The 26,983-nt window shown below is 36.1% G+C and carries 15 protein-coding genes; 3 read left to right on the top strand and 12 right to left on the bottom strand.

Features of this window, described 5'->3' with window-relative positions; all coding sequences use genetic code 11:
- The 3 genes from OEW74_RS10760 (at nt 1) to OEW74_RS10750 (ending at nt 7,490) form a co-directional block, all read left to right on the top strand.
- Entirely contained in the window at nt 1-3,564 is a 3,564-nt protein-coding gene (locus OEW74_RS10760; RefSeq protein ID WP_265428489.1) for a DUF4450 domain-containing protein, read from the top strand.
- Nucleotides 3,565-3,663: 99 nt separating this feature from the next.
- Entirely contained in the window at nt 3,664-5,802 is a 2,139-nt protein-coding gene (locus OEW74_RS10755; RefSeq protein WP_265428488.1) for a hypothetical protein, read from the top strand.
- Between the two features lie 641 nt (nt 5,803-6,443).
- On the top strand, nt 6,444-7,490 hold the full coding sequence (locus tag OEW74_RS10750; RefSeq protein ID WP_265428487.1) for a GntR family transcriptional regulator: 1,047 nt from the start codon (nt 6,444-6,446) through the stop codon (nt 7,488-7,490).
- A 67-nt stretch (nt 7,491-7,557) separates the two neighbouring features.
- Here OEW74_RS10750 and OEW74_RS10745 read toward each other — a convergent pair whose 3' ends face one another.
- The 12 genes from OEW74_RS10745 to OEW74_RS10690 all read right to left on the bottom strand — a co-directional run bounded on the left by OEW74_RS10745 (nt 7,558) and on the right by OEW74_RS10690 (nt 26,895).
- Nucleotides 7,558-8,001 (bottom strand): nuclear transport factor 2 family protein, encoded by a 444-nt coding sequence (locus OEW74_RS10745; protein ID WP_265428486.1) that lies wholly within the window; start codon nt 7,999-8,001, stop codon nt 7,558-7,560.
- A gap of 158 nt (nt 8,002-8,159) precedes the next feature.
- The gene (locus OEW74_RS10740; RefSeq protein ID WP_265428485.1) at nt 8,160-9,311 is read right to left on the bottom strand and encodes an alpha-hydroxy acid oxidase; all 1,152 of its coding nucleotides are present in this window, start codon (nt 9,309-9,311) and stop codon (nt 8,160-8,162) included.
- An 81-nt stretch (nt 9,312-9,392) separates the two neighbouring features.
- A complete protein-coding gene (locus tag OEW74_RS10735) occupies nt 9,393-10,778 on the bottom strand; it encodes an FGGY-family carbohydrate kinase (RefSeq protein ID WP_265428484.1) in 1,386 nt (461 codons plus the stop codon).
- A 224-nt stretch (nt 10,779-11,002) separates the two neighbouring features.
- Nucleotides 11,003-12,283 carry a TIM barrel protein gene (locus OEW74_RS10730; RefSeq protein WP_265428483.1) on the bottom strand — a complete coding sequence of 427 codons (1,281 nt, stop codon included), beginning with the start codon at nt 12,281-12,283 and terminating at the stop codon, nt 11,003-11,005.
- A gap of 255 nt (nt 12,284-12,538) precedes the next feature.
- Nucleotides 12,539-14,641: a bifunctional aldolase/short-chain dehydrogenase gene (locus OEW74_RS10725; protein ID WP_265428482.1), complete on the bottom strand. Its 2,103-nt coding sequence runs from the start codon at nt 14,639-14,641 to the stop codon at nt 12,539-12,541.
- Nucleotides 14,642-14,835: 194 nt separating this feature from the next.
- A complete protein-coding gene (locus OEW74_RS10720; protein ID WP_265428481.1) occupies nt 14,836-16,899 on the bottom strand; it encodes a RagB/SusD family nutrient uptake outer membrane protein in 2,064 nt (687 codons plus the stop codon).
- An 18-nt stretch (nt 16,900-16,917) separates the two neighbouring features.
- Nucleotides 16,918-19,962 (bottom strand): SusC/RagA family TonB-linked outer membrane protein, encoded by a 3,045-nt coding sequence (locus OEW74_RS10715; RefSeq protein ID WP_265428480.1) that lies wholly within the window; start codon nt 19,960-19,962, stop codon nt 16,918-16,920.
- A gap of 328 nt (nt 19,963-20,290) precedes the next feature.
- Nucleotides 20,291-21,379, bottom strand: a complete 1,089-nt coding sequence (rhaT, locus tag OEW74_RS10710; RefSeq protein WP_265428478.1) for an L-rhamnose/proton symporter RhaT — start codon at nt 21,377-21,379, stop codon at nt 20,291-20,293.
- 312 nt (nt 21,380-21,691) lie between these two features.
- A complete protein-coding gene (locus tag OEW74_RS10705) occupies nt 21,692-22,852 on the bottom strand; it encodes a glycoside hydrolase family 88 protein (protein ID WP_265428477.1) in 1,161 nt (386 codons plus the stop codon).
- Between the two features lie 7 nt (nt 22,853-22,859).
- Complete coding sequence (locus tag OEW74_RS10700; RefSeq protein ID WP_265428476.1) at nt 22,860-23,636, bottom strand: rhamnogalacturonan acetylesterase; 777 nt, start codon at nt 23,634-23,636, stop codon at nt 22,860-22,862.
- Nucleotides 23,637-23,642: 6 nt separating this feature from the next.
- Nucleotides 23,643-25,535 carry a rhamnogalacturonan lyase gene (locus tag OEW74_RS10695; protein ID WP_265428475.1) on the bottom strand — a complete coding sequence of 631 codons (1,893 nt, stop codon included), beginning with the start codon at nt 25,533-25,535 and terminating at the stop codon, nt 23,643-23,645.
- Nucleotides 25,536-26,091: 556 nt separating this feature from the next.
- The gene (locus OEW74_RS10690; RefSeq protein WP_265428474.1) at nt 26,092-26,895 is read right to left on the bottom strand and encodes a DUF4350 domain-containing protein; all 804 of its coding nucleotides are present in this window, start codon (nt 26,893-26,895) and stop codon (nt 26,092-26,094) included.
- Nucleotides 26,896-26,983 lie beyond the last annotated feature (88 nt).

Below are 26,983 nucleotides of genomic sequence, written 5' to 3'. Positions count from 1 at the left end.
ATGCGCAGAAAAACCATTTTCGCCGGACTGATTGTTTTATCGGCATTTTCACATTCTTTTGCTCAGTCAAAACATTGGCAGAACAAAGAGCGTGAACTGCATTATAAAGAAGACAAAGGCGATTTTCTATTGGTCAACGGAAAATACCGTTTCAATCGTGCGTTGTACGGAGATAATCGTGCATCGAGAGTTGAAGCCGGAGATTTGCCGGAATTTGCACTCTATCTTCCGGGAATGGGCGGAAATCTTCAATTCGTCATTCAGAACGGAAATTCGATTAAAAAATTAATTCAGGCTGATAAAATTGAAACCCGTTATCGTCCAGGTTCGATGTTGTATGAAATCAAAGACCCGATTCTTGGAAACGGAACTTTGAAGCTAACCGTTTTAGCACAGGCTAAAGAAGAAGGTTTGGTTTTAAAAATGGAAACTGTCAATATAGATTCATCAACAAAAATATATGCAGTTTACGGAGGAGCGAGCGGAACGACTTTCAGCAGAAACGGCGACATCGGTGCAGACCCGGAATCCGGATTTTATCTGTTACCTGAATATTGTCTGAACAATCAGTTTCAGGCATTAAAGAATCAGTTTCAGTTGAATTATTTAAATAAGAAAAAGGAAGCTCAAATGGTAAATGGGAACTTTTCGAATGTTCCTTTTTTGCAGATGACTGACGCAAAAACATTAGAAAACCTTTCCGCTTTTACTCAGAATAAAATAGATAAATCACCGATTATTTACGCTACTTATTCTCCACAAAAACAACCGATTTATATACAGGTTGCAAAAGGAAAACCAGCTAAAAATTTTTCGGATGAAGATTTAAAAAATATATTTAATGAAGCTGAAAAAGCTCGTTTAACATTAACGAATCGAATTCAGCTCAAAACTCCGGATGCAGATTTAAATAATTTCGGAGCGAATTTAGCCGTTGCCGCAGACGGAATTTGGGAAAGTCCAACTTTCCTTCACGGAGCAGTGGCTTGGAGAATGCGACTGAATGCTTGGAGAGGAGCTTACACAGCCAATGCGTTGAGTTGGCACGACCGAGCGAAAGAGCATTTTGAAAGTTACGCCAATTCGCAGGTTTTAAAACCTGATTCTGCACCTGTCGAAATGGACACTTTGCTTCATTTAGCGAGAAGTGCGGAGAAAATGGGAACTTCGGTTTTTTCCAGCGGATATGTTTCCAGAAACCCGAACGACAACTCAAAACCACATCATTACGATATGAATCTGGTGTTTTTTGACCAGATGTTTTCGCACTTCAATTACACGGGAGACAAAGCATTTCTGAAGAAAATGTGGCCGACGATGGTTCGCCATATGGATTGGGAAAAACGAAATTTCAAACGCGGTGATTTGTATGATGCCTATGCAGCGATTTGGGCAAGCGATGCGCTTCAATATTCTGGTGGAAAAGTGACGCATACTTCGGCTTATAATTACAGAGCCAATCGTGAAATGGCGAAACTGGCAAAAATTATTGGCGAAAACCCTCAACCTTACGAACAGGAAGCTGATGCGATTTTGAAGGCAATGAAAAATGAACTTTGGATTAAAAACAAAGGATATTTTTCAGAATATAAAGATGCTTTAGGCAATCAAATCGTTCACGATAAGCCGGGAATCTGGTCTATTTATCACGTTTCTGATGCGTTTATTTTAAATGAATTTGAGGATTATCAGAACTTACAATACATTAATAATCATACACCAAAAATTCCTATTACGGTAAAAGGTGCGGACAATAAAGACTATTTTACGTTGGCGACCACCAATTGGCAACCTTACGACTGGTCGATTAACAATGTGGCTTTAGCGGAAAATCTACAGGCCGCTTTGGCGTATTGGCAAGCCGGAAGAAATGAAGATGCGTACCAACTTTGGAAAGGAAATCTGGTTGAGTCGATGTATTATGGCATCAGTCCAGGAAATTTTGAACAGCTTTCACATTACGATGCATTTCGTGGAGAATTGTACCGAGATTTTGCAGACCCGATTGGTGTGGCTTCAAGAACTTTGACCGAAGGACTTTTTGGAGTTTATCCGAATCTTTTAGAAAATAAAATCAGCATTAAACCGGGATTTCCGAAAGACTGGAATTCTGCAGAACTGAAACTTCCGGATTGGGAATATCAGTTTAAAAGAACTTCCAAGAAAACTGAATATTTATTTAATTCAAAATATCAGAATTTTGTTTCATTGGAAATGCAGATTCCTGTAAATTATCCTAATATCAAATCGGTAAAAGTGAATGGTAAAAATGTGGATTGGAAAATTAAACCTAATTCTATTTTACAGCCGATTATTCAGTTTGAAACGTCGAAAGGAAAAGATTTTAAGATTGAAATTAATTATTCGGGTGAAGAAATTAAAAATGAACAGACTGATTTTACTAATTATATTTCTGAAAGTCTTCAGTTGAATTTTGATTCAAAAAAGAAAATTAAAGATATTCTTGACCCGCAAGAATTAATTAAAACTCGAAATGGAAATCAATTTGGTTTAATTCAGGAAGAAAGAAAAGGTACTTTTTTTGTGCAAGTTGAGCAAAACGGAACAAGTTGGTGGCAACCTGTGAATGTTGATATTCGTTTTCCTTTGGAAACAAAATGGTTGAATAAAAAATTGCAGATTCAGTCAAAATCATCCAATCCAATTAATGGAAAACTGAGTATTAATGGTTTAAATAAAACTTTTAGCATTCAAAAAAAACAAAATTCGTCAATTGAAATTCCAATAAATTATTTAAGTAAAGGAACCAATTTTATCACGCTTGAATACAACGGAATTAAACAAAATATTGAAATCACAGATTGGGAAATTGAAAATCAAGGTCAGTTCAACAATATTTCATTAGCATCAAAATATAATGAAAAAGTAACTGATATTTTCAACCAAAAATATCTTTCGCCAAGATTGAAAGTCCCTACGCTACAGCTTCCGTGGCAAGGAATTGGAAACTGGTGCTATCCGTTAATTACCGCTCAAATTGATGACAGTGGATTGATGAATAAAAGGAAAAACAACAAAATTGAGTTTCTGGGAATTCCTTTTTTAATTGATAAAGAAGATAAAAATATTGCCTTTGCAAGTCAGTGGGACAATTATCCTGATTCAATTGAAATTCCACTTTCGGGGAAAGGAAAGAAAATCTATTTCCTGATGGCAGGTTCTACGAATCCGATGCAGTCACAGATTGTGAATGGAAAAATTACGGTTCAATATGTTGATGGCTCGACTTCAGAATTAGAGCTAAAAAATCCGATAAATTGGTGGCCGATTGAGCAGGATTTGTTTGATGATAACTTTGCGTTTGAAATTCCGGATGATAAAATTCCGTTTCGGGTTCAGTTGAAAACCGGAGAATTGTACAAAGGCGGAACTTTAAGTAAATATTCGAGTATCAAAGGATTTACAGACCGTCAGGTTGATGGTGGTGCTGCAACGATTCTGGATTTACCGATTGACCCGAACAAAGAGTTAAAATCGATAAAATTAACGGCTGTAAGTAATGACGTTGTGATTGGAATGATGAGCGCAACTGTTTTGAGATAGGTTTAATGCCACGAATTCACGAATATTTTAATAAAAATGTATTATTAATTCGTGCATTCGAGGCTAAAAAATAAAATTTGAACTAAATAAATCTATATAATGAATAAAAAAATTGCAATATATCTGAGTCTTTTCTGCATCGGGTTTTCATCCTTGAATGCTCAGAAAATCGACCGTAAAAAAGTGGTTCAGCGACATAATATCGTCAATATAAAAGCAGATACTTTATCAACTTTAACGGTTGGAAACGGGAAATTTGCCTACACAGTTGACATCACGGGAATGCAGTCCTTCCCGGAATATTACAAAAATGGAGTTTCTCTCGGAACTCAGTCTGAATGGGGCTGGAATAGTTTTCCGAATACCGAAAATTATAAATTCGAGGAGACTTTAAAGCCATACGATTTCAATAATGACGGAAGAAAAGCGTTGTACAGTGTTCAAATCAAAGAGCCGGAACGCAACAAAAAAGCAGTTGAATATTTCAGAGTCAATCAACATCGTTTGCAATTGGGAAATATCGGGCTTGAACTGATTAAAAAGAATGGGCAAAAAGCACAGGTTTCAGATATTCAAAATATCAATCAGAAAATTGATTTGTGGACTGGAATTATCACGAGTGAGTTTTCTTTAGAAGGAACTCCTGTAAAGGTTTGGACTGTTTCTTTTCAGAATTCAGATAAAATTGGGGTTAAAATTGAGTCTGATTTAATCAGTCAAAAGAGATTAAAAGTTTTTGCAAAATATCCTTATCCTAGTGGACAATTTTTGGATGAAGCAGCTTTTTACGGAAATGCTGATAAACATTCAACAAAAATCATTTCTTCAAATTCAACGCAGGGATTGATTGAGCATAAATTACAAACTGCTGATTATTTCACGCAACTATATTTTACGGATGGAAAATTAAGCGAATCCGGAAAGCATAATTTCGTTTTTGAACCTTCTTCGAAAAGTAAAAAACTGGAATTGACGGTTGAATTTTCAGAGAAAAATCCAAAATCTTCAAAAACCTTATTTGCTGATGCAGAAAAAGAAAGTATTGCTGGCTGGAAAAACTTCTGGGAAAGCGGTGCAGCCGTAGATTTTGAAGGAAGCACCGATAAAAGAGCCAATGAACTGGAGCGCAGAATTGTTCTGTCTGAATATCTAACAAAAGTTCAGTGTGGAGGAAGCAATCCGCCACAGGAAACAGGTTTGACTTTCAATAGTTGGTACGGAAAACCGCACACGGAAATGCATTGGTGGCACGGTGTTCATTACGCTTTGTGGGGAAGACCGGAGATTTTGGAAAAACAATTAGATTATTATTTCAGGTCTTTTGAAAAAGCAAAAAAACTAGCTGAAAGACAAGGTTACAAAGGCGTTCGCTGGATTAAAATGTCTGATAATGAAGGAAATGAAAGTCCGTCTTCTGTAGCTGCATTTTTGATTTGGGAACAACCGCATTTGATTTATATGACTGAACTTTTATACCGTCACAACAAAGACAAAAAAGTTCTTGAAAAATATAAAGATTTGGTGTATGCAACCGCAGAATTTATGGCTGATTTTGCAACTTATGACAAAGAAAAAAACCGATATAATCTAGGAAAAGGGGTAATTCCTGCACAGGAAGTTTTCCCGGCGAAAGATACATACAACCCAACTTACGAAGTTGCGTATTGGGATTGGGCTTTGAAAGTTGCGCAACAGTGGAAAGAAAGATTGGGCGAATCGAGAGATAAAAAATGGGATGATGTAATCTCGAAACTGGCTCCGCTTCCGGTTCAGGATGGAGTTTATTTATCGACAGAATCGGCAAAAGATTCTTTCACCTATCCAAAATGGATGACCGACCACCCAGCTGTTTTAGGAGCATTAGGAATGGTTCCTGAATCTCCAAAACTGGATAAAAAAATTATGAAAAACACGCTTGATATCGTTTGGGAAAGATGGAACTGGGCACACACTTGGGGTTGGGATTTCCCAATGACTGCTATGACAGCAGCAAGGCTTGGGCTTCCGAACAAAGCTTTAGATGCTTTATTTATGGATATTCAGACAAATACCTATCTTAAAAACGGACATAATTACCAAGATGGAAGACTGAGAATTTACCTTCCCGGAAATGGTGGAGTTTTGACAACTGTTGCAATGATGCTCGAAGGTTGGGATAATTCTACAGGGCAATTTCCAGGGTTTCCGAAAGACGGAACATGGAAAATAAAAGCGGAAGGGTTTAAAAAGATGCCTTAAAAAACTTCACATTCATATTAATTGAAGTCTGTTCTGAAAAGAGCAGGCTTTTTTTGTGTCGGAGGGTTTGAGAGTTTTAGGGTTTGGGTGATTTGATTCGGAATTTGTTGTGAGAATTCTTTTGGATAGCAGTCCTACGGACTGCCCTAATTATTCTGATTTTTGTTTCTACACAGATACTGCTCCTCCGGAGCATACTTTTTTACAGAAATCTGTATCATTATTTTTTATACTCAATATGAGACGTGTTAATTGTAAAACTTAGACGTGTTATTTTTCTTATTCAGACGTGTAAATATTCCAAGTCAGACGTATCATTTTTGGATTATTTATTTGAGTTTCTTTAAATCAAAATAAATACATTTAAAATATTTAAACTGAATATTTATGAAAAGTTATTTTTAATTTAAATATTTAATAAAATTTTATTGCTGACTTAATAAAATGGTAATTTCATACAAATTAAAGGCAATATAAATTAAAGAAACAAATGTTTAAAATTCAACGATTTAAAGCTATTATCTATATTAAATTCATCAATAAAATAGTTAATCTAAATTTTTGTAAATTGTCTTCAATATTTAATCAATACATTGAATAAATAATTTTTTAACTGAAGTACCATCTCCTACCTCAAAATCATGTCTGAAACACTAGAAATCAACATTAATGAAAACTCGAGAGTTCCGAAATACAAGCAAATTGTAGACTCTATTTTGAACGGAATTGACGGAGGACAAATCAAGATTGGAGAAAAAATCCCTTCAATCAATGAGCTTAGCGAATCTTGTTTTCTGTCTAGAGATACAGTAGAAAAAGCCTACAAAGAGCTTCGCAAAAGGCAAATTATTGAGTCGGTAAAAGGGAAAGGATATTATATTTCGCGCATCAATAAGAATGACATTATTAATATTTTCTTTCTGATTAACAAACCGAGTACTTATAAAATGATGATTTATAATTATTTCGTCAATGCAATCGGTACCAAAGGGAATGTTGAGATGTATATTTACCATTGTGACGAAACCCTTTTTATCAATTCTTTGAAAAAAAATCTTGGTGGTTTTGATTATTATGTCATTATGCCCCATTTTCGTGATGAACAGTCGAAACACACCAGTTCTACACAAGGAGCAATCGAAATGATTGAAAAAATCCCGAAGAATAAATTGTTGATGCTTGACAATACGAAACCTAATATTTCAGGAGAATACGGCTCTATTTTTCAAGATTTTGAGCATGATATTTACAACGCTTTAAAGGAAGGTTTAGAAAAAATAAAAAAATACGAGAAAATCATTTTGGTTTATCCGAATAAATCGATTCATCCCTATCCTTTCCGTATTGTACGTGGTTTTGAGAAGTTTTGTGAAGATTTTAAATTGGATTACGAAATTTTGGATGAAATTTATCCCGATATGGAACTTCAGGATAAAGATATATTCATCACCATTCGCGAGCGTGATTTGGTGAATTTAGTAAAACAAATCAGACAGAAAAACCTTGAATTGGGAAAAGACATCGGAATTATTTCCTACAACGAAACCCCTTTGAAAGAGTTGCTGGGAATTACCGTAATCACCACAGATTTTAAAGCAATGGCAGAATCTGCAGCGTATATGGTTTTAAAAAATAAAAAAGAGCAGGTAAATAATGTCTTTAAATATATTGAAAGGGATTCTTTATAAAACCCTATTCATTAAAAAATTCGTAAAGTTGGCTTTACGAATTTTTTGTTTATTCTAATTTGGTCAATTATTTTTTCTTTCCAGATTTTACGGCCTGTCTTGCCAATAATTTCCAGTTATTTTTGGTTTTTACCCAAACTAATACGATATCCAACGTTACATCACCCGGATCTTTTCCAAGATCAGCCGTCGTTGCGTAAAAATGATGACGAACAATTGCTGTGCTTCCAACAATATTGATGGTTTGATTAGTAATATCAATGGTTAAAAAATCAGATTTTTTGCTGACTAATTTTTCAACAAATTCCTTTGCATCATCAATGTGACCTCCTGAATGTCCATACGTCAGCTCAGGTAAAATTAAAGATTCTAATGCTGCTTTTTCTCCGCTTACCATGGCTAATCTTAATTTTTCAGCTGCAGCAGTAACGGCTTCATTATCATTTACTTTTTGTGCAGACACAACAAATGTCATTAAAAAACCAATGGTGAATATTATTTTTTTAATCATAATCAAATTATGTTATTTATTTTTAATTTTAAAATAATTGAATTTCTTCTTATTTAAAAATGGGCCAAAGCCCGTTCCTATTGATAAATTTATTCTGTTTCTTTTTTTGCTGAATTGTAAAACTTCCAGCATCCCTCCTCCTGCTTCCAGCTTAAAAACTACTTTACTCTAAATTTCTGCAGATCTTCGGGCTTATCACAGCAAACCTGCTCCATTACCTGTCTGAATTGCATTTTAAGCATTTCAATAATATGGTCGCCACCTTTTTCGCCTAAAGCACCGACTGCATACATAAAAGTACGTCCCATAAAAGTAAATTCTGCGCCACAACTCAAAGCTCTGGCAACATCAGGACCGGTTCTCACTCCACTATCCATCATAATCTTGATTTGACCTTTGTATTTCTCACTGATTTCTTTCACAACGGAAATCGTAGATTCTCCGGCATCAAGCTGTCTTCCGCCATGATTAGAAATAATCATTCCGTCGAAACCTAAACGAACTGCTTCTGCAGCATCTTCATCTGAAGCAACTCCTTTAATGACCAATTTCCCTTTCCATTTATCACGGATGGCTTTTATTCTGTCTGAATTTAATCTTCCGGAAAAAGTAGAATTCATGAACTGTCCGAGCTGTTTTACGCCCATATTTTTGTCCATGTATTTTTCCATCGTTTTAAAACTTGGAACACCATGTTTCAAAATTTCCAGACACCATTCTGGCCTTGCTAAAGCCTGAGAAACATTTCTGAAATTCAGTTGCGGCGGCATTGCCAAACCGTTTCTTATTTCTTTTGCTCTGTAACCAAAAGTCGGAACATCAGATAAAACACACAACACATCATAACCAGAAGCTTCACAACGGTCTAGAATATCATCACGCAACCATTCTTCTTTAGGATCATACAATTGATACCAAGCTTTTCCTTCCGTTAATTCTGCAATTCTCTCGATACTGCTTGTTGTTACCGTACTTAATATAAATGGAATATTATGTTTGAAAGCTGCTTTTGCTAAAATTTCCGGAGCATTGGGCCACATTAATCCTTGTAAACCAACAGGAGAAATTCCGAAAGGTGCAGAATAAGTCTTTCCGAACAATTCAGTTTCCATATTGGCTTCCGTATAATTATTGTTCAGATATTGCGGACGAAGCAAAACTTCTCTCAATTCGCTTGTATTTCTGTCTCGATTGATGTTTTCGTTACATCCGCCATCCAAATATTCGAAAGCGAAACGGGGCATTCTTTTTTTTGCTTTTTCAATCAGCAATTCGAGAGAAGCGTAATTGGTATCAAATGGAAACGACATAATTAGTTATTGGTTGTTGGTTGATAGTTGTTGGTTTTGAGATTTTGCCATCAACTGACAACTATCAACCAACAACTAAATTTAATAATTTAAAATTAACGGTTGAAGCACTTTCATCTGATAATGCTGCTGTAGAAAAGTTTCGTCTATTTTTTTGTTTGAAATCACCATTGAAGCTCCCAATGCAGAACCTAGCGGAGAATGTGTAGACATTACATTGTAATGCTGAAAATGATGCGACATCAGTTTCATAAAGACGTCATTGTCTGTAAATCCTCCGTCAATGTAAATATTTTTTATATCTGAATTTCCGATTGCATTTTTAATCGTATGAATCTGTAAATCCATCAGTTCAATCATTAACTGATGATAGGCTTCTTCAAAAGTTTCAAATGAGTTTAAATCTGTTGCAGTAATCATTTTTCTTTTTAAAATAATACCTTCAAAACGGAAATAAACCGCTTTATGTTTCATTAAACGAAGGTACAGATCCTGGTCGAATTGTACTTCTCTGTGGAAACCATATTCCTTTCCGTAATAATCGCAGAGTTTTTCGACCTGAATTTTATATTCATTACCCATAAAAAAACGCGATGCTTTCACACGTTTTCCATCGATTCGCATATAATTTAGGCAATTGTTTTCGATGTCTTCATCTGTTAAGCTTTCATCATTAAATGGATTTAAAGAAATACTCCATGTTCCTGTTGAAAGTAATAAAAACGGCTCTTTCTTGCTTAAAATATAAGGTAATAGCGCTGAAGAACTGTCGTGAATACCGACACCGATTTTAATTTTTTTGTTTCTGTAAGACGTATTGATACTTGCAGAAGTAGGAACAATTGGCGGCAATAAAGCATCAATTTCTTCTTCGTAAACCCAATCGTGATAATCTGCTTTATCGTAATCCCAAAGATTGGTATGACAACCTATTGATGTAAATTCTGAAACACAAATCCCAGTAAATAAATACGATAAATACTGCGGTAAATGTAAGCTGTAACGGATTTTTTTGAAAACTTCCGGATGTTTATATTTTAACCAAAACAACTGCAAACCAGAGTTCAACATTCCTGCTTGTGGAGATGCTGTTTCACGGGCAATTTTTAATTTTCCACCGTGTTTTTCGTAGAATAAATCAAGAATATCCTGATCCATCGGTTTGGTATAGTTGTATAAAGGCGTCAAAACATTTCCTTTCTGATCAAGGTGTACGAAACTCGCTCCATACGTAGAAAAGTTGATGGCTTTTACTTCAAAATTTTCATCATCAAGAATGGCATTAAAATTATCTTTTATCCAGTTTTGCAATGCGGGAAGATCTTCCGTGGGGTAACCGTCTTCGTCTGTTGTGAGTGGTAATTCTGTATATTCACGAACGACCTCTTTGTAATTTTTATCAAATAAAAAGAATTTTTTATTGGTCTTTCCAATATCAAATACGATGGTTACCTTTTTCTTGGACATTCTTATGATGAATTATTTATTTAAACACAAATAGTGCAAATATTTTCACTAATAGCACTAATTTGTTTATTTTAATTATTAAAAAACAAATCATTAAGGAGTGTTTAGACAACAAAAAAACTTAGTAATCTAAACACTTTTCCCTTAACGAAACTATATAAGGATACATATAATTAAACTCTCAATTGCACTTGAAAGTTGAAATTATCAAATTAAAACAGGTTTTATAATCCTGTTGCTTTTACATTTAAACCTCTTTCGGAGATCAATTGTTCTCTTACTTTAAGGTTTCTGTATGTTGCGATCGGGTCTAAAGCTGCCCCAGTCTGCAATCTTGCTGCTCTTAATAACGGACGAACATCGGTTCTATAAGCATTCTGCAAAATATCCTGAGCCAAAACAACATCGTTATTTTGCTGTGCCTCTTTCAATGCTTTTTGATCTACCAAAAGTGCCTGTGCATAAGCGATTAAGATAGCTTCTAAAGATTGTAATAAATCTTCCAAAGGATCTTTGATGTTATGACTTGCATCGATCATCCAAGCTGGATAAGGATTGTTTGGATTGTTTTCTACTCCATACACCAATTCATTGAAAATCAAGAACAACGCATAAGGTTTGATCGATCCAACTGTTAAATCATCATCTCCATATTTGCTGTCATTGAAATGGAAACCTCCTAATTTCCCTTTGTACATCAAGGTTGCAACGATTTGCTCGATGTTTGAGTTTGGTAAATGATGACCAAGATCTACCAAAGTATACGCTCTGTCTCCGCAAGCATTTGCTAACATAAACGACGTTCCCCAATCCTGAATGGTTGTTGAATAGAAATTCGGTTCGTATGGCTTGTATTCGATGAACAACTTCCAGTCTTCCGGTAGATCTGAATAGATCTCTTTTAAACTTTGTTCAGTTTTAGCCAAAGCAGTCTGGAAATTCAACTGTCCCGGAAAACTTGCTCCATCTGCCAACCAAACGGTCAAACTTTTTGAATCTAATTCTTTCCCGATTCTGATCACTTCTTTGTTGTGTTCCACTGCGTAAGCTCTTGCGTCTTCATTTGAGGCGTTTAAAGAACCGAATTTATACGATTGTTTTGCTCCCGGCTGATCTTGAAATGTGTTTGAGTTCATTGCATCGAAAATCAATCCGTGAGAGATAGCTTTTTCTTTGATAGCCTTTACATCAGTCGGAATATCCCAAGGAATATGCAGTGAAATAGCACCTGCAGAGTGCGTTAAAGCGTGAATTAAACCTACATCATCTAATTTCTGTTCTAAAGAAGATGGTTCGCCTTCGTAAGAAAATCTTCCGAAACGGGTTCCTCCAGCGCCTAAAGCCCAACTTGGAATGGCTACCTGAAAATCGGCAATTTTGTTGACAATATCTGAAACATTTGCTCCTGATCTTGCTAATTTATCTGATAAATAAGCATAGTCTGAATTGAAATTTTCGACTTCGTTTTTATTGTATTGTTCAATGATATCTTTTCCTATAATCATGATTTATTTTTTGATTAACCATGTCAAGGTTTTGAACCTTGACATGGTTGATTATTGTCTAAAATTAGTATTTAATATTTTATTTTTTCCTGCACTTGCTTTCGAATCTCTCGCAACCCGACTTGAACGGAGCTCTTTTTGCGAGGAGGTACGACGAGCAAAAAAGCGGGAGTGGAAGGCGGATTAAGCTGCCCAAATAAATTGAAGTGAAAAACCAACAACCGACAACTAAAAACCGACAACCAAAAATAAATATTATCTCGGGAAAGCATTTGCCATTCCGCCATCTACATTGATGATATTTCCTGTCGTTTTGTCTAAAATCGCTACGCAAGCGAAAACTCCGTTGGCAATGTCTTCCGGAAGAATAATTTCGTTTAACAGATTTCTCTTTGCGTAGAAAGCAGGCAACTCTTCAACGGTAATTCCGTTTGCTTTTGCACGGCCTTCTGCCCAAGAACCTTCCCAAATTTTACTTCCAACAATAACACCGTCTGGATTGACAACGTTTACTCTAATTTTATCTGCTGCCAATTCTGCCGCCAATAATCTTGTCATGTGTTGTTGCGCTGCTTTTGCAGTTCCGTACGCTACGTTGTTTGGTCCTGCTACCAAGCCGTTTTTACTTGCAATATTCACAATATCACCGCCTAAATCCTGCTTTTTCATGATTTCAGTTCCGGCTTTGGCCATCATAAACTGACCTTTTACCAAAACGTTTTCCAGTAATTCCCAGTCTTTTGTGGTGGTATCTTCCAAAGATTTAGAAATCGCCAAACCTGCAGAATGTACAATGATATCTACTCCACCGAATGCCAAAACTGTTTCTTTAAAAGCATTAGCAATGCCTTCTTCACTCGTCACGTCGCAAGTAACGGCAACCGCTTGATCTTTGCTATATTTTGAAGTTACCTCTTCTACCGCTCCTTGATTAAGGTCTGTGAAAACAACCACAGCACCTTCTGCAACCATTTTATCAGCAATTGCCTGTCCGATTCCGCCTCCTGCTCCGGTTACGATTGCCACCTTTCTTGAAAGAGGCTTTTCTTTCGGCATTCTTTGCAATTTAGCTTCTTCCAACAACCAATATTCGATGTCAAATGCTTCTTGTCTTGGTAAAGAAGTATATTCAGAAATAGCCTCTGCACCACGCATTACATTAATCGCGTTTACGTAAAATTCGTTGGCAACACGAGTCGTCTGCTTATCTTTTGAAAAACTGAACATCCCTACTCCCGGATAAATGATGATTACCGGATTCGGGTCACGCATTGCAGGGCTGTTTGGGTGCTTACACGTTTCGTAATATTCTTTGTACTCTTGTCTGTACTGTTCAAAAAGTGGATTTAATTTATCTAAAATTGCTTTAGAATCGCTTAAATCTTCATTTTTATCTAAAGTCAACACCAAAGGTTGAATCTTCGTTCTTAAGAAGTGATCAGGGCAAGAAGTTCCAAGCGGAGCCAATCTTTCCAAATCATTACTGTTAATATATTCCAAAACAACATCACTGTCGGTAAAATGACCAACCATTCTGTTTTCTGAAGAAGCCAAACCTCTCAACAAAGGCATTAATTGAGCAGCTTTGTTTTTACGTTCGTCAGCTGGTAAAGATTCTACTTTTTGTCCACCGAAAACCTGTCCGTTTTCTTCGATTTTTTTAGCGATATATTCAGAAGCTGTTTCAATTACTTCCAAACTGTTCATATAACATTCGTAAGAAGTGTCTCCCCAAGTGAATAATCCGTGGCTTCCTAAAACGATTCCTCTGATTCCAGGATTTTCAGCTAAACATTTTTCAAGCTGTAAACCCAAGTCGAAACCAGGTCTTTGCCAAGGAACCCATCCCATTGTGTCACCCCAAATTTCTTTGGTAATTTTTTCGCTGTCTTTTGCAGCTGCAACTGCAATTAGTGCATCCGGGTGAAGGTGATCGATATGTTTAAATGGAAGTAAACCGTGAAGTGGTGTATCAATCGAAGGTGCTTTGCTGTCTAAATCGAAAATACAGTGATCGAATAAGCCAACCATTCTGTCTTCGTCTGCTAAACCTTCGTAAACATTTTTAAGATTTCTCAGTCTTTCTGTATATAATCCGGCAATTCCTTTTCTTGTTAATGTTCCGATGTCTCCACCTGAACCTTTTACCCACATTACCTCAACTTCTTCATTGGTTAGCGGATCTTTTTCGATGGTTTTGCAACTTGTATTCCCTCCGCCATAATTGGTAATTCTAAGGTCTGCTCCTAATATGTTTGAACGGTATAAAAATAAAGCCACCTGATCGTTTCCTAAAGATGCGGCCTTGCTTTCATCCCATAAATAATCTACGTATTTGAATGTTTTTACGTTTTCCATTTGTTTTCTTTTTGTTTTCTGAATTTTAACCCAAATTTAGACTGTAGTATTTTTTACAGCATCCCGTACTATACTGCTGAATCGATTATTTAAAGATAAATTAACACTGATATTTATCACGTTTCGATTCAGCTGTACAGTCATTTCATTAAGGTTAAATAAATTAATATTTTGATTGGTGAATAGTTTTTTAATTAATACCCAGGAAGCTGAGTAAGGTTTGGATTATCGATCAACGGATGTCCTGCAGAAGCTGCTGCAAACGGAAGCAATTCTGTTTTATTAGGTACAAATCCGTAGAAAAGACCGTCTCCACCACCTTCGATCCAGTTTGGATAGGTTCCTCCATTTTCAGCTGAACCTGTTGGTTTTGTGTAGATAATATTTCCTATCTGAAGTGCATTAAATCCGGCTGTAAATCCTACCGCTTTTCTAGCATTACCATTAAATGTACTTGTATAAGCCTGGAACATATTGGCAGGATACCATTTGTCATCAGCTGTTGAAGTTTGTCCGTTTGCCAATGCTATAGCTTTCAAAGTTGTTTGATACGCCGCATAACCAGCTGAACTTGTAGGAACTGCCTGAACTTGTGCTATCTGTGCAGGGTCCGTTAAATCAATATAAGTAATCGCCAAGAACGGATCTCCGTAAACCTGTGCATTTTTGTGGTATTTGTAAAGTCGGTAAACCGGTGTTGACGCAAACTGACCTGTACGGTTTGATAGATTTTTCATTGCTGTTTTTGTCGCATCGATTTCGCTTGCAATACGATTCATTCTGATTAAATCTGTACGAAGCATAAATTCATCTGAAAACTCCCATTTACGTTCCTGAACAAGCGCTGATTCAAAAGCTTGCTGACCACTTGGAATTGGTAATGAACCAACTCCTGCACGGTTTCTTACCTGTTGCAATGCTGCAATTCCTGCAGCTGTAGGTCCTGAATTTAAATAATTTTGCGTTTCTGCATACATCAATAAAACATCAGCATATCTGATAATAGGAATATTCAAATTACGTGCGTCTGCAGCTTGTGGCTCTACACACCAAGAAATTCTAAATTTACCCGGCATAATACAAGAATAAGTAGTTCCTACATCAACCCAAGTATCAGATGCTGCACCTGCATTTAAGAAATAAATACTGTAAGAAGTACAAGCAACATCTCTTCGTTTATCTGCCGCATTAAAAGAAAGATAATAACTTGGAAGTATAAATTGTAATGCTTTACGAGAACCATAAGTACCTCCTCTAGAACCAGGATGTGCATAAACTCCAAATGCTGAATTGGTATTTGGTCCGTATTCGGCGATGTGCCACATCATTTCCTGATTTACCGCTGAAAAATTTCTTCTGTCGAAATTAAACCACAAAGCTTCGAAACCACTTTTTCCTCCTTGAGCTTGTACCAGACTATTGGTACCTGCATTGATTACAGAAAGTGCTGCTGCATCTGCAATCTGATACAATTGCTGAACTCTTGCGTTATCTGGACGACGAGACATAATCCCCGGAGAGCTTGTGTTTAGTTCCCAACGAAGAGAATATCCTGCTGCATATAAAGCAATTTTTGCCAAAAGTGCATTCGTTGACTGCTTGTTTAATCTTTCCGGCGTTCCATTTGAAGCCGGCATATTGTTAATAGATTCTTGTATATCTGCAATAACTTTATCATAAATGACGTCACGAGAAGCACGTTTAGGATAAAGAGTACTCGGATCATTAGGATCTGCTTCCTCCAAAGGAATCCAAATTGCAGGAACATCACCGTAAACTCTAATTAAATTATAGTAGCAAAATGCACGAATAGCCTTTGCTTCTGCCAATAAAGCATCACGTTTTTGACTTGCAGGCATATCTGGTAATCTGTCGATGGCGATATTGGTTCTTTCGATTACCGCATACATTGCAGAATAAATTCCTGTAACGGTATTTGGTGTTTTTGCATCGTATTGGTAGTTACAGATATTGTATTTAGAATTATTGGTTGATCCGTCTTCTGCAGAATGAGTAACCGTATCTCCTGCTCCCAATTGATAAAACATTTCGGTAGGAACAAGACCTCTGTATAATCCCTGAACAAAAGCATCTGCAGTTTCTATATTGGTAAATACAGATTCTGTATCTGACGAATTATAAGCAGGTTGATTTAAAAAATCATCGCTACACGAATTGATGCTTAAACCAGCAATCAAAATAGTTGGAACTATTATTAGATTTTTTAAAAGACTGCGATTAGTAAATATATTTTTCATGACTGAAACATTTAAATATTAAAAAGTAAGATTGATACCCAAAACATAGCTTCTAGATCTTGGGAATGAAGAATTGTCATAACCAGGTGTAACGGTAACACCGCTTGCCGCAGAAACTTCCGGGTCAAATCCTGAATACCCGGTAATGGTTGCCAAGTTATTTACTGTTGCATAGATACGTGCATTAGTCAACTTGATATGACTTAAAAAGTCTTTAGAAAAAGAATATCCCAATGTTACCATAGAAACTCTTAAATAAGAACCGTCTTCTACATAATACGATGAAGGATAAGTGATGTAGCTAGAATTGGTAGTCCCCAAACTCCAAAGACTGGAATCTTCATTAGGATTAAGCTCTTTTAATCTCACTAAGCTTGTTGCAGCCTGTCCTGTATTAGGATCAATCACATGATAATAATTATCTCCAAATTCTGAAGGTACATTCTGGAACATTGCATACGGACTCATACTGTGCTTAGTCGCATTATAAACATCACCACCCACGCTGAATTTCAAGAATACCGCAAGATCGAAACCTTTGTAAGAAAAGTTATTGCTAATACCTCCAATAAAATCAGGTGTACCATTTCCAATTTTTACCAGTTTTCTTGTAAACTGATCACCTGCCTCATTATCTGCAGCAAATTTAATATCACCCGGTTTTGGAGTTCCCGAAGCTGGTTTTACAACTCCCGGTTTTAAAGTTAATGTTCCGTTTCCAGCTTGGGTAAAGTCATCAGTTGTATAAATTCCTTGATAAACATATCCATACATGTCTCCTAATTCTTCTCCAACGGTCGCATAATAAGTTACCATACCTGCTCTGTTACTTCCAACGCTAAAGTTTCTGAAAGTTCTTCCTTCATCAAGAGATAGTACTTTTGATTTATTGAAACCTATATTGGCGTCTGTAGACCATCTGAAATTTTCAGATTTTAAGTTGATGGAGTTTAAGGTAAATTCCATACCGGTGTTTTTCATAGAACCGACATTTACAAACTTACTTTTATATCCTGTAGACGCTGGAAGTACAGTTTCCAATAACATTCCACTTACATTGTTGTTGTACCATTCAGAAGTTAATTTAATTCTATTATTAAATAATGCAAGATCAACCCCTACGTTAGTAGATCTCATTTCTTCCCATTGTACAATACGGTTACCCAAGACACTGCTTGTCATTAAGGCTAAGTTACCTATAGTATTATTCATAGGATAATCAGTCCCTATCACATTGGTTCTGAATACATTATTTGGTATACTATTGTTTCCTACAATACCATATTCATATCTGAACTTCAGATCATTGATATAACTGTCAACTTTAGAGTTTTTCCAAAAACTTTCTTCTGAAACTCTCCATGCTGCAGCTACAGATGGAAATACTCCCCACTGCTTATCCGGACCAAATTTAGAAGAACCGTCTCTACGAATAGTACCCGTTAATAAATAACGATTATCATAATTATAATTTACACGTGCAAAATATGAAATCAAAGCATTACTAGATCTATCCGCATCTTTATCTGCCACTGTAGCATTTGTGATGTCATCCAAGCCATAATTTAAAATAGTCGGGAATTTTGTCAGTCTCATGCTGTTGCTTTCGTTTTCCTGATAAATAATTTCATTACCAATTAAACCAGTCAGTTTATGTTTTTCTCCTAAAGTTTTATTGTAAGTTAATGTATTGGTGATCTGATATCTGTAAGCTTCAGAATTTGCGATACTTCCGTTAATCCCTGTATTTACAGGATCTGTAAGAAATGCTCGGGAATTTTTATCTGAAAATGCAGTTGATTTACTATTCATCCAGTTATAAGAACCTGCAGTTCTGAATGTAAAGTCTTTCAACAAATCAAATTCCAGACCTACATTTGCTAAAAATGTTCTTGCTCTTCTGTTTTGGGTAGAGGCTGCAGTTTCTATGTAAGGGTTTTCTGTATCAAATGAAGAATCCAAACTTGAATAATCTGCAAAAGTCTGCGTATTAAACAACTGATCCTGCGTAAACAAAGTTCCTCCAGTAATCGGCTGAAGAAGTATTTTTTTCATTCCAGAATACGCTCCGCCTCCGTTTGTAGAATTGGAAGTAAACATTGAACTGAAATCTAAACGTATTCCTTTATATAATTCTGAATTGATGTTGGCACGTAATGAATTTCTTGTTTCGTTGAAATTTTGTAATAAACCGTCCTGCTTATTGTAATTATAACTGATAAATGCCTGTGTTTTATCTGTACCAGCAGAAACGCTTACGTTATGATTCTGGGTCAACCCAGTTCCACCAAGCATTTTTTCTTGCCAGTCTAATCCGTTTTCAGATCCGTATCTATTACTGATTCTACTGAAAGCACCTGTGTAAAATCCTGGCGAATCTATACCTAAGCTGTTATCAAAAACATTACTCCATTGGGTTGTTTTTCCCTGAAGCTGCGCCATTTCATACTGATATTTCACATATTGCTCAGGATTTGAAACCATATCCAGTTTCTTTGAAAGCATATCAAACGCCATAAAAGAATTATACTGAATAGTAGTTCTTCCTTTTTTTCCGCTCTTCGTTTTAATAACAATAATACCATTAGATCCACGAGCTCCATAGATTGCGATTGCAGAAGCCCCTTTTAATACATCGATACTTTCAATATCATTCGGATTGATAATATTTAATGCATTATCCAATTGAAAACCATCTACAATATACAACGGCTCTGTACCCTGAGTAATGGAAGCACCACCACGAACAGTTACATTGGCAGTAGCTCCGGGAGCACCGCCCGCCGTTACAATATTTAATCCCGCAGCTCTTCCCTGTAATGCCTGTAAAGCATTCATTGCGGGTGTAGCTGCCAAATCTTTCGCAGACACTGAAGATACAGATCCGGTAAGGTCAGATTTTTTTACTTTTCCGTATCCTATCACTACCACTTCTTCGATATCTTTAGTACCTGTTTTGGCAGAATCACTTACTGCCTTTTGTCCGAACATAAAGCCAGACGCAAGCAAAAATAGCGGTGCGATGAGTGGCTTAAAATTCTTCTGTTTAATTATTAAAGACATATATATTAACTTTTATTTACATTAATTATCATGTTACCAAAGTACACAGTTGCTGAAGTTCTGGCATCCTGCAATATCCTGTATTACAAAACTCATAATTTATCTTAATTTTTTACAAAAATCAGATTTAAAATTTAAAATAATTAGCAATTCAATTATGTAAACTTTGATAAATTTTAGAATTATAAAACAATAGTATAATGATTGTCATCAAAAAAACATTCATTGATTAGTATAAAAAAGACACTGAAAGATCAGTGCCTTATTGAGCTTCTAACTCTTAACTATATGAATATGATAAAAATAAAATTTTAAATGCTGTACATTTTTATCGCAAAGAATTTCCGTATCCTACCGTTAAAATGGAGATAAACATGACAATCATTCCGAAAATAATGGTAGAAATCGTTTTTTTGGAAACTCCTTTCCATTCTTTAATGATAACACCCCACAAATTGGCTATTAAAATAATAAATGCCATGTGCAAGATCCATGAGCTTGGGCCATTTCCCATTTTACTTTCTCCCATTCCGTAAAAGAAAAACTGTAAAAACCACATCGTTCCTGCCAATGCACAGAAAATGATATTTTTTACAACAGGTACATTCTTTTTTGTATAATCTGTGTAAGATTTATTTTTAAATGACAGATAAAGGCAACCGATAAGATTAGAAGCCATTCCGCCCCAAAGTACCACAACATAGGTTACATTATTCTGAAAAAGAAATTCTCCCTGCGAAGGATTTGCTATTTTCCAGGCTTCGTTAGCGACGATTGCCATTGGCTTTCCCGCTTCCAGACCAAAATTGAAACACGCGCTTAAAACACCGGAAATAATAGCTACAATTAATCCTAGCCCAAATTTATATTCTGTTTTTACTTCCATTCCATGAGGATCAATAGAATCAGATTGAAGTTCTTTGTCTTTCATCACACCAGCTTTTCCACTGATGACAATTCCGACTACACAAATTAAAAGCCCTAAAAGAACCATTCTTCCCCAATCGCTGGAAAGCATTAAACCAATATTATCTTTCCCGTCTTGTGGATTAAATTCATAATAAATAGAAGGCAAAAGCGAACCAATGACCATGGTAAGTCCCAACATGATGCTGCTACCCAAAGCAACCCCCAAATAGCGAACTCCCAAACCATACATAAAACCACCAATTCCCCAAAGTGCTCCAAATAGAAAAGTTAATCCTAAAATTGATGAACTTTCATTCTGAATAATTTCCCAGAAATTAGGAATGGTAAGAAATGCAGCCAAAGGCGGAACAATGATCCAGGAAAATACACCGCCAATCAACCAAAAAGTTTCCCATTGCCATCCCTTCACTTTCTTGTAAGGCAGATAAAAACTACCTGAAGAAAAGCCTCCTAAAAAATGGAAAATAACTCCTAATAATGCATTCATAATTTATCGTATTGGTTGAGTTTGAAAATTAACAAGATGTAATCGATTGCGCATCTTGTAGTGTCATGCTTAAACTTTTGAAAAAATAAGATTTTTTATTTTGTTAAATACAAATTCTCCAACTCATTGTTTTAATGACAGTTACATCGACTTTAATCAGATTGTAATTAAAAACCTTTTACCAAAAATATACATCAATTCTTCATTATTCTTGCTTTTTAATAATTCAAACACGGTTTTCATTTTTAAATCAACAAAAAAGACTTAACGATTTTCATCATTAAGCCTTTCAATTTTACTTAAAAGTTAAATTTATTTCAATTTATAAACTTCGCTTCCGGCAAGCAATAAACAGCCTAAACCGTAGTCTTCAAAATCCGGTTCTTTGCTTACAGAAAGTGGCTGTCCGTCTTTTGGTTCTTTTCCCGTTCCCTGTACCCAACCTAAAAATCCGTTTGGCTGAACTGAATCTTTCACAATTGCATTCCAGGCTTTTACTAAAACAGGCAGATAAGTATCTCTGTCGATTAATCCATTATTAATTCCATACGCCATTCCGTAAACGAATAAAGCGGTTCCTGTCATTTCTTTTCCTCCAAAATTCGTCGGATCGTGTAAACTCACATTCCAGAAGCCATCTTCACGCTGAATCGGAAGTAAAGCAGCCAGCAAATCTTTATAATCCTGCAAATATTCCTGATAATGAGGATCAGATTTTGGCGTATCTTCAAGGGTTTTAGCCAAAGCAGCCACTACCCAACCGTTACCTCTGCTCCAATAACAATCTTCCCCATTCGGTTCTTTGTAAGGCGGAACAAAGCTTTTGTCTCTCCACCAAATTTTATCGGCCTGATTGTACAGGCCATTTCCTCCGTGTTTATATTTTGTGTAAGCATACATTTCGTAGTTTTTATCGAAATATTTCTGCTCTCCTGTAATTCTACCCAATTTAGTAAAAATCGGCATGCTCATTTGAAGCGCATCAATCCACCACCAATCATCAACTTTTGGCGTAACAATCATACTGTCCATCGATGCTTTTATATTTTTAATTCTTTCAGGATGCTTTTTACCATCGATTTCATACAAATCTATGTAGGTTTGTCCACAAGCCTGATGATCTGCATTTCTGGTGTAAGTTCCACGCATCAGATCCCATTTGTGATTATTTGCCCACGACATTGCGTAATCATAATATTCTTTTTTAGGATCAACTTTATACAATGCAATGAGTCCTTCATAATAAACAGCCCTCGTCCAAAGATTACTTGGCCACACTTTTTTACCGACGATATCTTTTCCTGTATCGGGCCATTTGTTCATGAAATATTGATTGGCTCTTCTTGAAACTTCCAAAACCTCTTTTTTATTCGGAAGCTCTACTTTGCTTGCAGTAGTCTGTTTCTGAACCGAGCAGGAAGTAACGCCTCCCAAAATCAGTGCAAAAAAGCTTGCTGTTAATAGTTTTTTCATAATATCTTTATTTTATATATTTTTTAAGTTGACAACCTTTTAAATCTTTAATTCCTTTCGTCACCAATTCTGCATTGAGAGTTGCTCCTGCCTCATTGGTATGAGTATGGTCTTTTGGAAAGAAAGCTTTCACTTTTTCAGAGCCTATTTCTTCATATTTTGCAATGACCATTGTATTTAAATCTAAAAAATAAGCACCGGTCTGTTTTGCAACTTCTTGAGCCCAAACTCCATACTGATCTTTTTCTATATTTCCGTTTTTATCAAATTTATTTCTCGGAACAGGAGAAACGATGATAGGAATCGCTCCTTTAGCTTTCGTTTCATTCGCATATTTCCTCATATAATAACCGTAAGTATAAACCGTTTCGTTTAATTTTCGGATAGGATTGTAAATATCTTTTGATTCTTCTCCAATTCCTTTGATAGTTCCCCTTGCTCGTAATGTATCGGCTAATTCACCGCCATCGTTATGACCAAACTGCATTAAAACATAATCTCCTTTTTTAATGGTTTTCATTATTGAATCCCATCGTCCTTCTGTGATAAAAGTTCGACTGCTTCGTCCGCCTTTCGCATGATTTTGAATTTCGATTTTATCTGTATTAAAATATAAATTCATAAAACTTCCCCATCCCCAAAGTGAATCTGCGCCTTTTCCGGAACCGTTTTGTACCGTAGAATCACCAATAATATAAAGAACAGGTTTGTTCTGAATTTTTTGAAATGAAACTCCAACAAATACAACCAATAAGATAAGCGGAATAATGATTTTGATTTTCATAATTGATTATTTTTTAGGAATTACTGTATAAATATTGGGTTTCGGAATTTCTTTCACCGATTCATCCAGATAATAATCGGTATGTGGTGGCTGATTATAACCGACATTTTGCCAAACGATACTTAATCGGTATTGCGGATTATGCATCAAGGTATACAATCTGTGTTTCGTAGGAATGGTTGTAGAAAAAATCCTCAATTCCTTGTTATCGGCAGTTCTGTACATCACTTCTTCACGCCAGTCGCCAAATAAATCGGCAACCAAAGAAGGGTTCTTTTTAGTTCCGTTATTCGATTCACACTGGAAATTTTTAGCATCAAAAATTAAATTCGATTTTTCTTTTTTCCAGTCCCATTTTGAAACAACAGTTCCGTCTAAAATTTCACTAAGAAAATCACCGTCCCAATAAATTCCCATATTAACAGCCGGGTTTTTATCGCTGATTTTTTTTCCTTTCGCATCATAGAGACCTTTCACACCTGCTCCGGCTGCCCAACATTCTGAACCTTCATAACGAGGGTCAATATTTAAAGACAAACCTCTTCCCGGCCCCTGAAATTTGCCTGCTTTACTGTAAACCGTCGAAGGTAATTTCCATAAAACTTCCCCTGTTTTTCCGTCTTTGAAATGCGCTCCTGCATCATCAAATCTCTCCTGAATGTCAAAAATCTCCAATCCAGGATTTGACGGGTCTAAATCTCCAACGTGCAGCGCATCGCCATGACCGTAACCTGTGCTGTTCAAAACTTTTCCGTCATCATCAACCGTCATTGCGCCAAAAATAATTTCGTCTTTACCGTCATTATCTACATCTGCAATGCTCAAATTGTGATTTCCTTGTCCGCGGTATTTTTTATTTTCTTCCGAACTTTCAGTATCAAACAGCCAGCGAAGACTCAGTTTTTTATCTTTAAAATCCCAAGCTGCAATCGCAGTTCTTGTGTAATATCCTCTTGACATAATTACACTCGGAGTTTTTCCGTCCAAATAAGCAACAGCTCCCAAAAATCGGTCGATGCGGTTTCCTTTTGCGTCTCCCCAAGTTTCCGTCATTTCTTCGTTGGTCGGATTCAAGCTGCCTGAAAATCTTGGAACTTCATAATTTACGGTATTAATTTCCGCTCCGGTTTCTCCGTTAAAAACCGTCAGAAATTCCGGTCCGGAAAGAATCATTCCGTTTTCATTGACGTAATTTTTGGTTGGGTCACCAATATATTTTCCTTTTCCGTCTTTGCTTCCGTCGGCGGTTTTCATTACGATTTCAGCTTTTCCGTCTTGGTCTAAATCATAAACTAAAAACTGCGTGTAATGAGCTCCTTCTCTTATATTTTTACCTAAATTAATTTCCCATAAAAACGTTCCATTCATTTTATAAGCCTGAATAATCGGCGGGTCTGTCTCTCCTTTCTGACTGTTGTCGTGCGACCTTCCTGTTTGATGAAGAATAATTTCGTATTCTCCATCACCGTCCAAATCAGCAACAGAAGCGTCATTCGGAGTGTAGCCTTCAGGCGTTTTCAACGGAATTGAAAAATAAGGTTTCTGATTTGCTGTATATTTTGCATAATCATAATTGACAGTCAAATCCTCACCAAAAGATTGAATAAAATAGGTGTAACCTTTGCCTTTTTTTGCCGTTTTATCTAAAAAGTTGGTTCCTTCAAGAAGTGGTTCTTTATTTAGTTTTTTTGTATAGGCACCTTTTGTGCGATATTCTGTACGATAAACATCAAATTTCGCATTTTGTTCCTCTGTTCCCAATAAACGCCAACTCACAAAAACGCCTGATTCTGAAGGAATCGCAACGATTCCTCTTTTCAGGTATTCCATTTGTCTTTGGGCAAAAATGGTTTGCGAAAGAAAAATGACAGATGTAATGAATATGTATTTAATTTTCATAATGCACATTATTTTTCATTTTTTTTCTATAAAAAAGATGAAGCAACAGGTCGCTCCTACGGAGCTTGTTTGTATGTTCTTCATTTTATCTATTAACAGTAAATCCCGCTGGGATTTTAAAAAGTTCCTTTAAAAACGAACTGTTAATAGAAAATAATTATTCAATGAATTAAAGCTTTAGAAGAGCGACCTGTAAATTATATTTCAATTTTTTAGCGGACAAGAATAATTACTTTACGTTTTACCAAAAGCCAAATTTTAATCTTTGCCTTCCGAAATCAACTTGCTTCCCTTTGTTATCCTTGTCAAGGTTTAAAACCTTGACAAGGATTTTTTACATTGAATTTATCTCTAATCTTTTATTTTCACTTTGAATCGATGAATCTCATTCCTCGATTTCTCGCAGCCCGACCTGAGTGGAGCTCTTTTTGTCGTAGCAAAGCGGAGACAAAAAAGCGAGAACGGAGGGCGGAAAAAGCTGCCCAAACCTAACAACGTGGTTCGACGTAGTCAAATAAATTCAATCACTTCAGCTCAACCGATTGCACAAATTCAATTATTTTTTAGAAACCTGCTTCAGCAACCACTTTACCCATTCTTCAGTCCCCTGATAATTTGTGAAATCTGTCGGAAGTTTTTTCCCGTCGATATATTCGTTGTAGCACCACGGGTCACCCAACGCGAAAACGGTTCCTTTGCCGACTTTTGCAATCGCACCGATATTTTTGCCTTCTGCCGTCAAAATGGCTTTGGCAGGAGCTTTTACATCTATCGAACTTACTTCTTTCATATATAATTTTTGCTCGGAGAAAACCTCATTTCCAGCAGGAACCATTACTTTCCCTTGTTCAAATTCTCTTTTCTGAACACGGTTGTAACTGTCATCATTGAAATGAATCCCGAATTCTCCCGCCAATCTGTTGAAATGTTCAAACTCAGAATTTCCGTTGTCGTTGCTCATCAAAACCAAAACGCCACCTTTTTTCACCCATTCCGTAAGGTTTTTGATAGAATTGGCATCAATAAGATTGGCTTTTCCTCCATAAGCTTCTTTGTCGATATCAGCGTCAACGATAATGTAAATATTGGCTTTTTTCAAATCTTTTTTTGATAGAGCGGTCGTCAAAGTGCTGATTTCTGCGCCTTGCTTCTGGAAGATTTCACCCAGCAAAGAAAATCCTCCATTTGAAGTGTCGTTCCAGGTATAATGCCAAGATTCAAGGATTTTGGTTTCTTTGTTTTCCTTTTTTTCGTTATTGAAAAAGTTATCTAAAACAACTTTCGGTTTCTGTTGAGCATTGGAAAATCCGAATGTGAGGAGCGTTCCTAATACTAATGTTTTTACTATGACTTGTTTCATAATTTTATTATACTATTTAATTTAACCCGTTTTTCTAAAATTTTTAACGCAAAGTCCACAAAGTTTTTTTTAACTACTAAATGTTTTT

Origin of the sequence: Chryseobacterium sp. YIM B08800, assembly GCF_026163565.1 — a bacterium.
In the GTDB taxonomy this organism is placed as follows: Bacteria; Bacteroidota; Bacteroidia; order Flavobacteriales; family Weeksellaceae; genus Chryseobacterium.
This window is presented reverse-complemented; position numbering and strand designations above follow the sequence as displayed.

Bases quoted from the DNA above. Each gene is read 5' to 3' on its own strand.
- OEW74_RS10760 (WP_265428489.1), top strand. From the start codon at position 1: ATGCGCAGAAAAACCATTTTCGCCGGACTGATTGTTTTATCGGCATTT.
- OEW74_RS10755 (WP_265428488.1), top strand. From the start codon at position 3,664: ATGAATAAAAAAATTGCAATATATCTGAGTCTTTTCTGCATCGGGTTT.
- OEW74_RS10750 (WP_265428487.1), top strand. From the start codon at position 6,444: ATGTCTGAAACACTAGAAATCAACATTAATGAAAACTCGAGAGTTCCG.
- OEW74_RS10745 (WP_265428486.1), bottom strand. From the start codon at position 8,001: ATGATTAAAAAAATAATATTCACCATTGGTTTTTTAATGACATTTGTT.
- OEW74_RS10740 (WP_265428485.1), bottom strand. From the start codon at position 9,311: ATGTCGTTTCCATTTGATACCAATTACGCTTCTCTCGAATTGCTGATT.
- OEW74_RS10735 (WP_265428484.1), bottom strand. From the start codon at position 10,778: ATGTCCAAGAAAAAGGTAACCATCGTATTTGATATTGGAAAGACCAAT.
- OEW74_RS10730 (WP_265428483.1), bottom strand. From the start codon at position 12,283: ATGATTATAGGAAAAGATATCATTGAACAATACAATAAAAACGAAGTC.
- OEW74_RS10725 (WP_265428482.1), bottom strand. From the start codon at position 14,641: ATGGAAAACGTAAAAACATTCAAATACGTAGATTATTTATGGGATGAA.
- OEW74_RS10720 (WP_265428481.1), bottom strand. From the start codon at position 16,899: ATGAAAAATATATTTACTAATCGCAGTCTTTTAAAAAATCTAATAATA.
- OEW74_RS10715 (WP_265428480.1), bottom strand. From the start codon at position 19,962: ATGTCTTTAATAATTAAACAGAAGAATTTTAAGCCACTCATCGCACCG.
- rhaT (WP_265428478.1), bottom strand. From the start codon at position 21,379: ATGAATGCATTATTAGGAGTTATTTTCCATTTTTTAGGAGGCTTTTCT.
- OEW74_RS10705 (WP_265428477.1), bottom strand. From the start codon at position 22,852: ATGAAAAAACTATTAACAGCAAGCTTTTTTGCACTGATTTTGGGAGGC.
- OEW74_RS10700 (WP_265428476.1), bottom strand. From the start codon at position 23,636: ATGAAAATCAAAATCATTATTCCGCTTATCTTATTGGTTGTATTTGTT.
- OEW74_RS10695 (WP_265428475.1), bottom strand. From the start codon at position 25,535: ATGAAAATTAAATACATATTCATTACATCTGTCATTTTTCTTTCGCAA.
- OEW74_RS10690 (WP_265428474.1), bottom strand. From the start codon at position 26,895: ATGAAACAAGTCATAGTAAAAACATTAGTATTAGGAACGCTCCTCACA.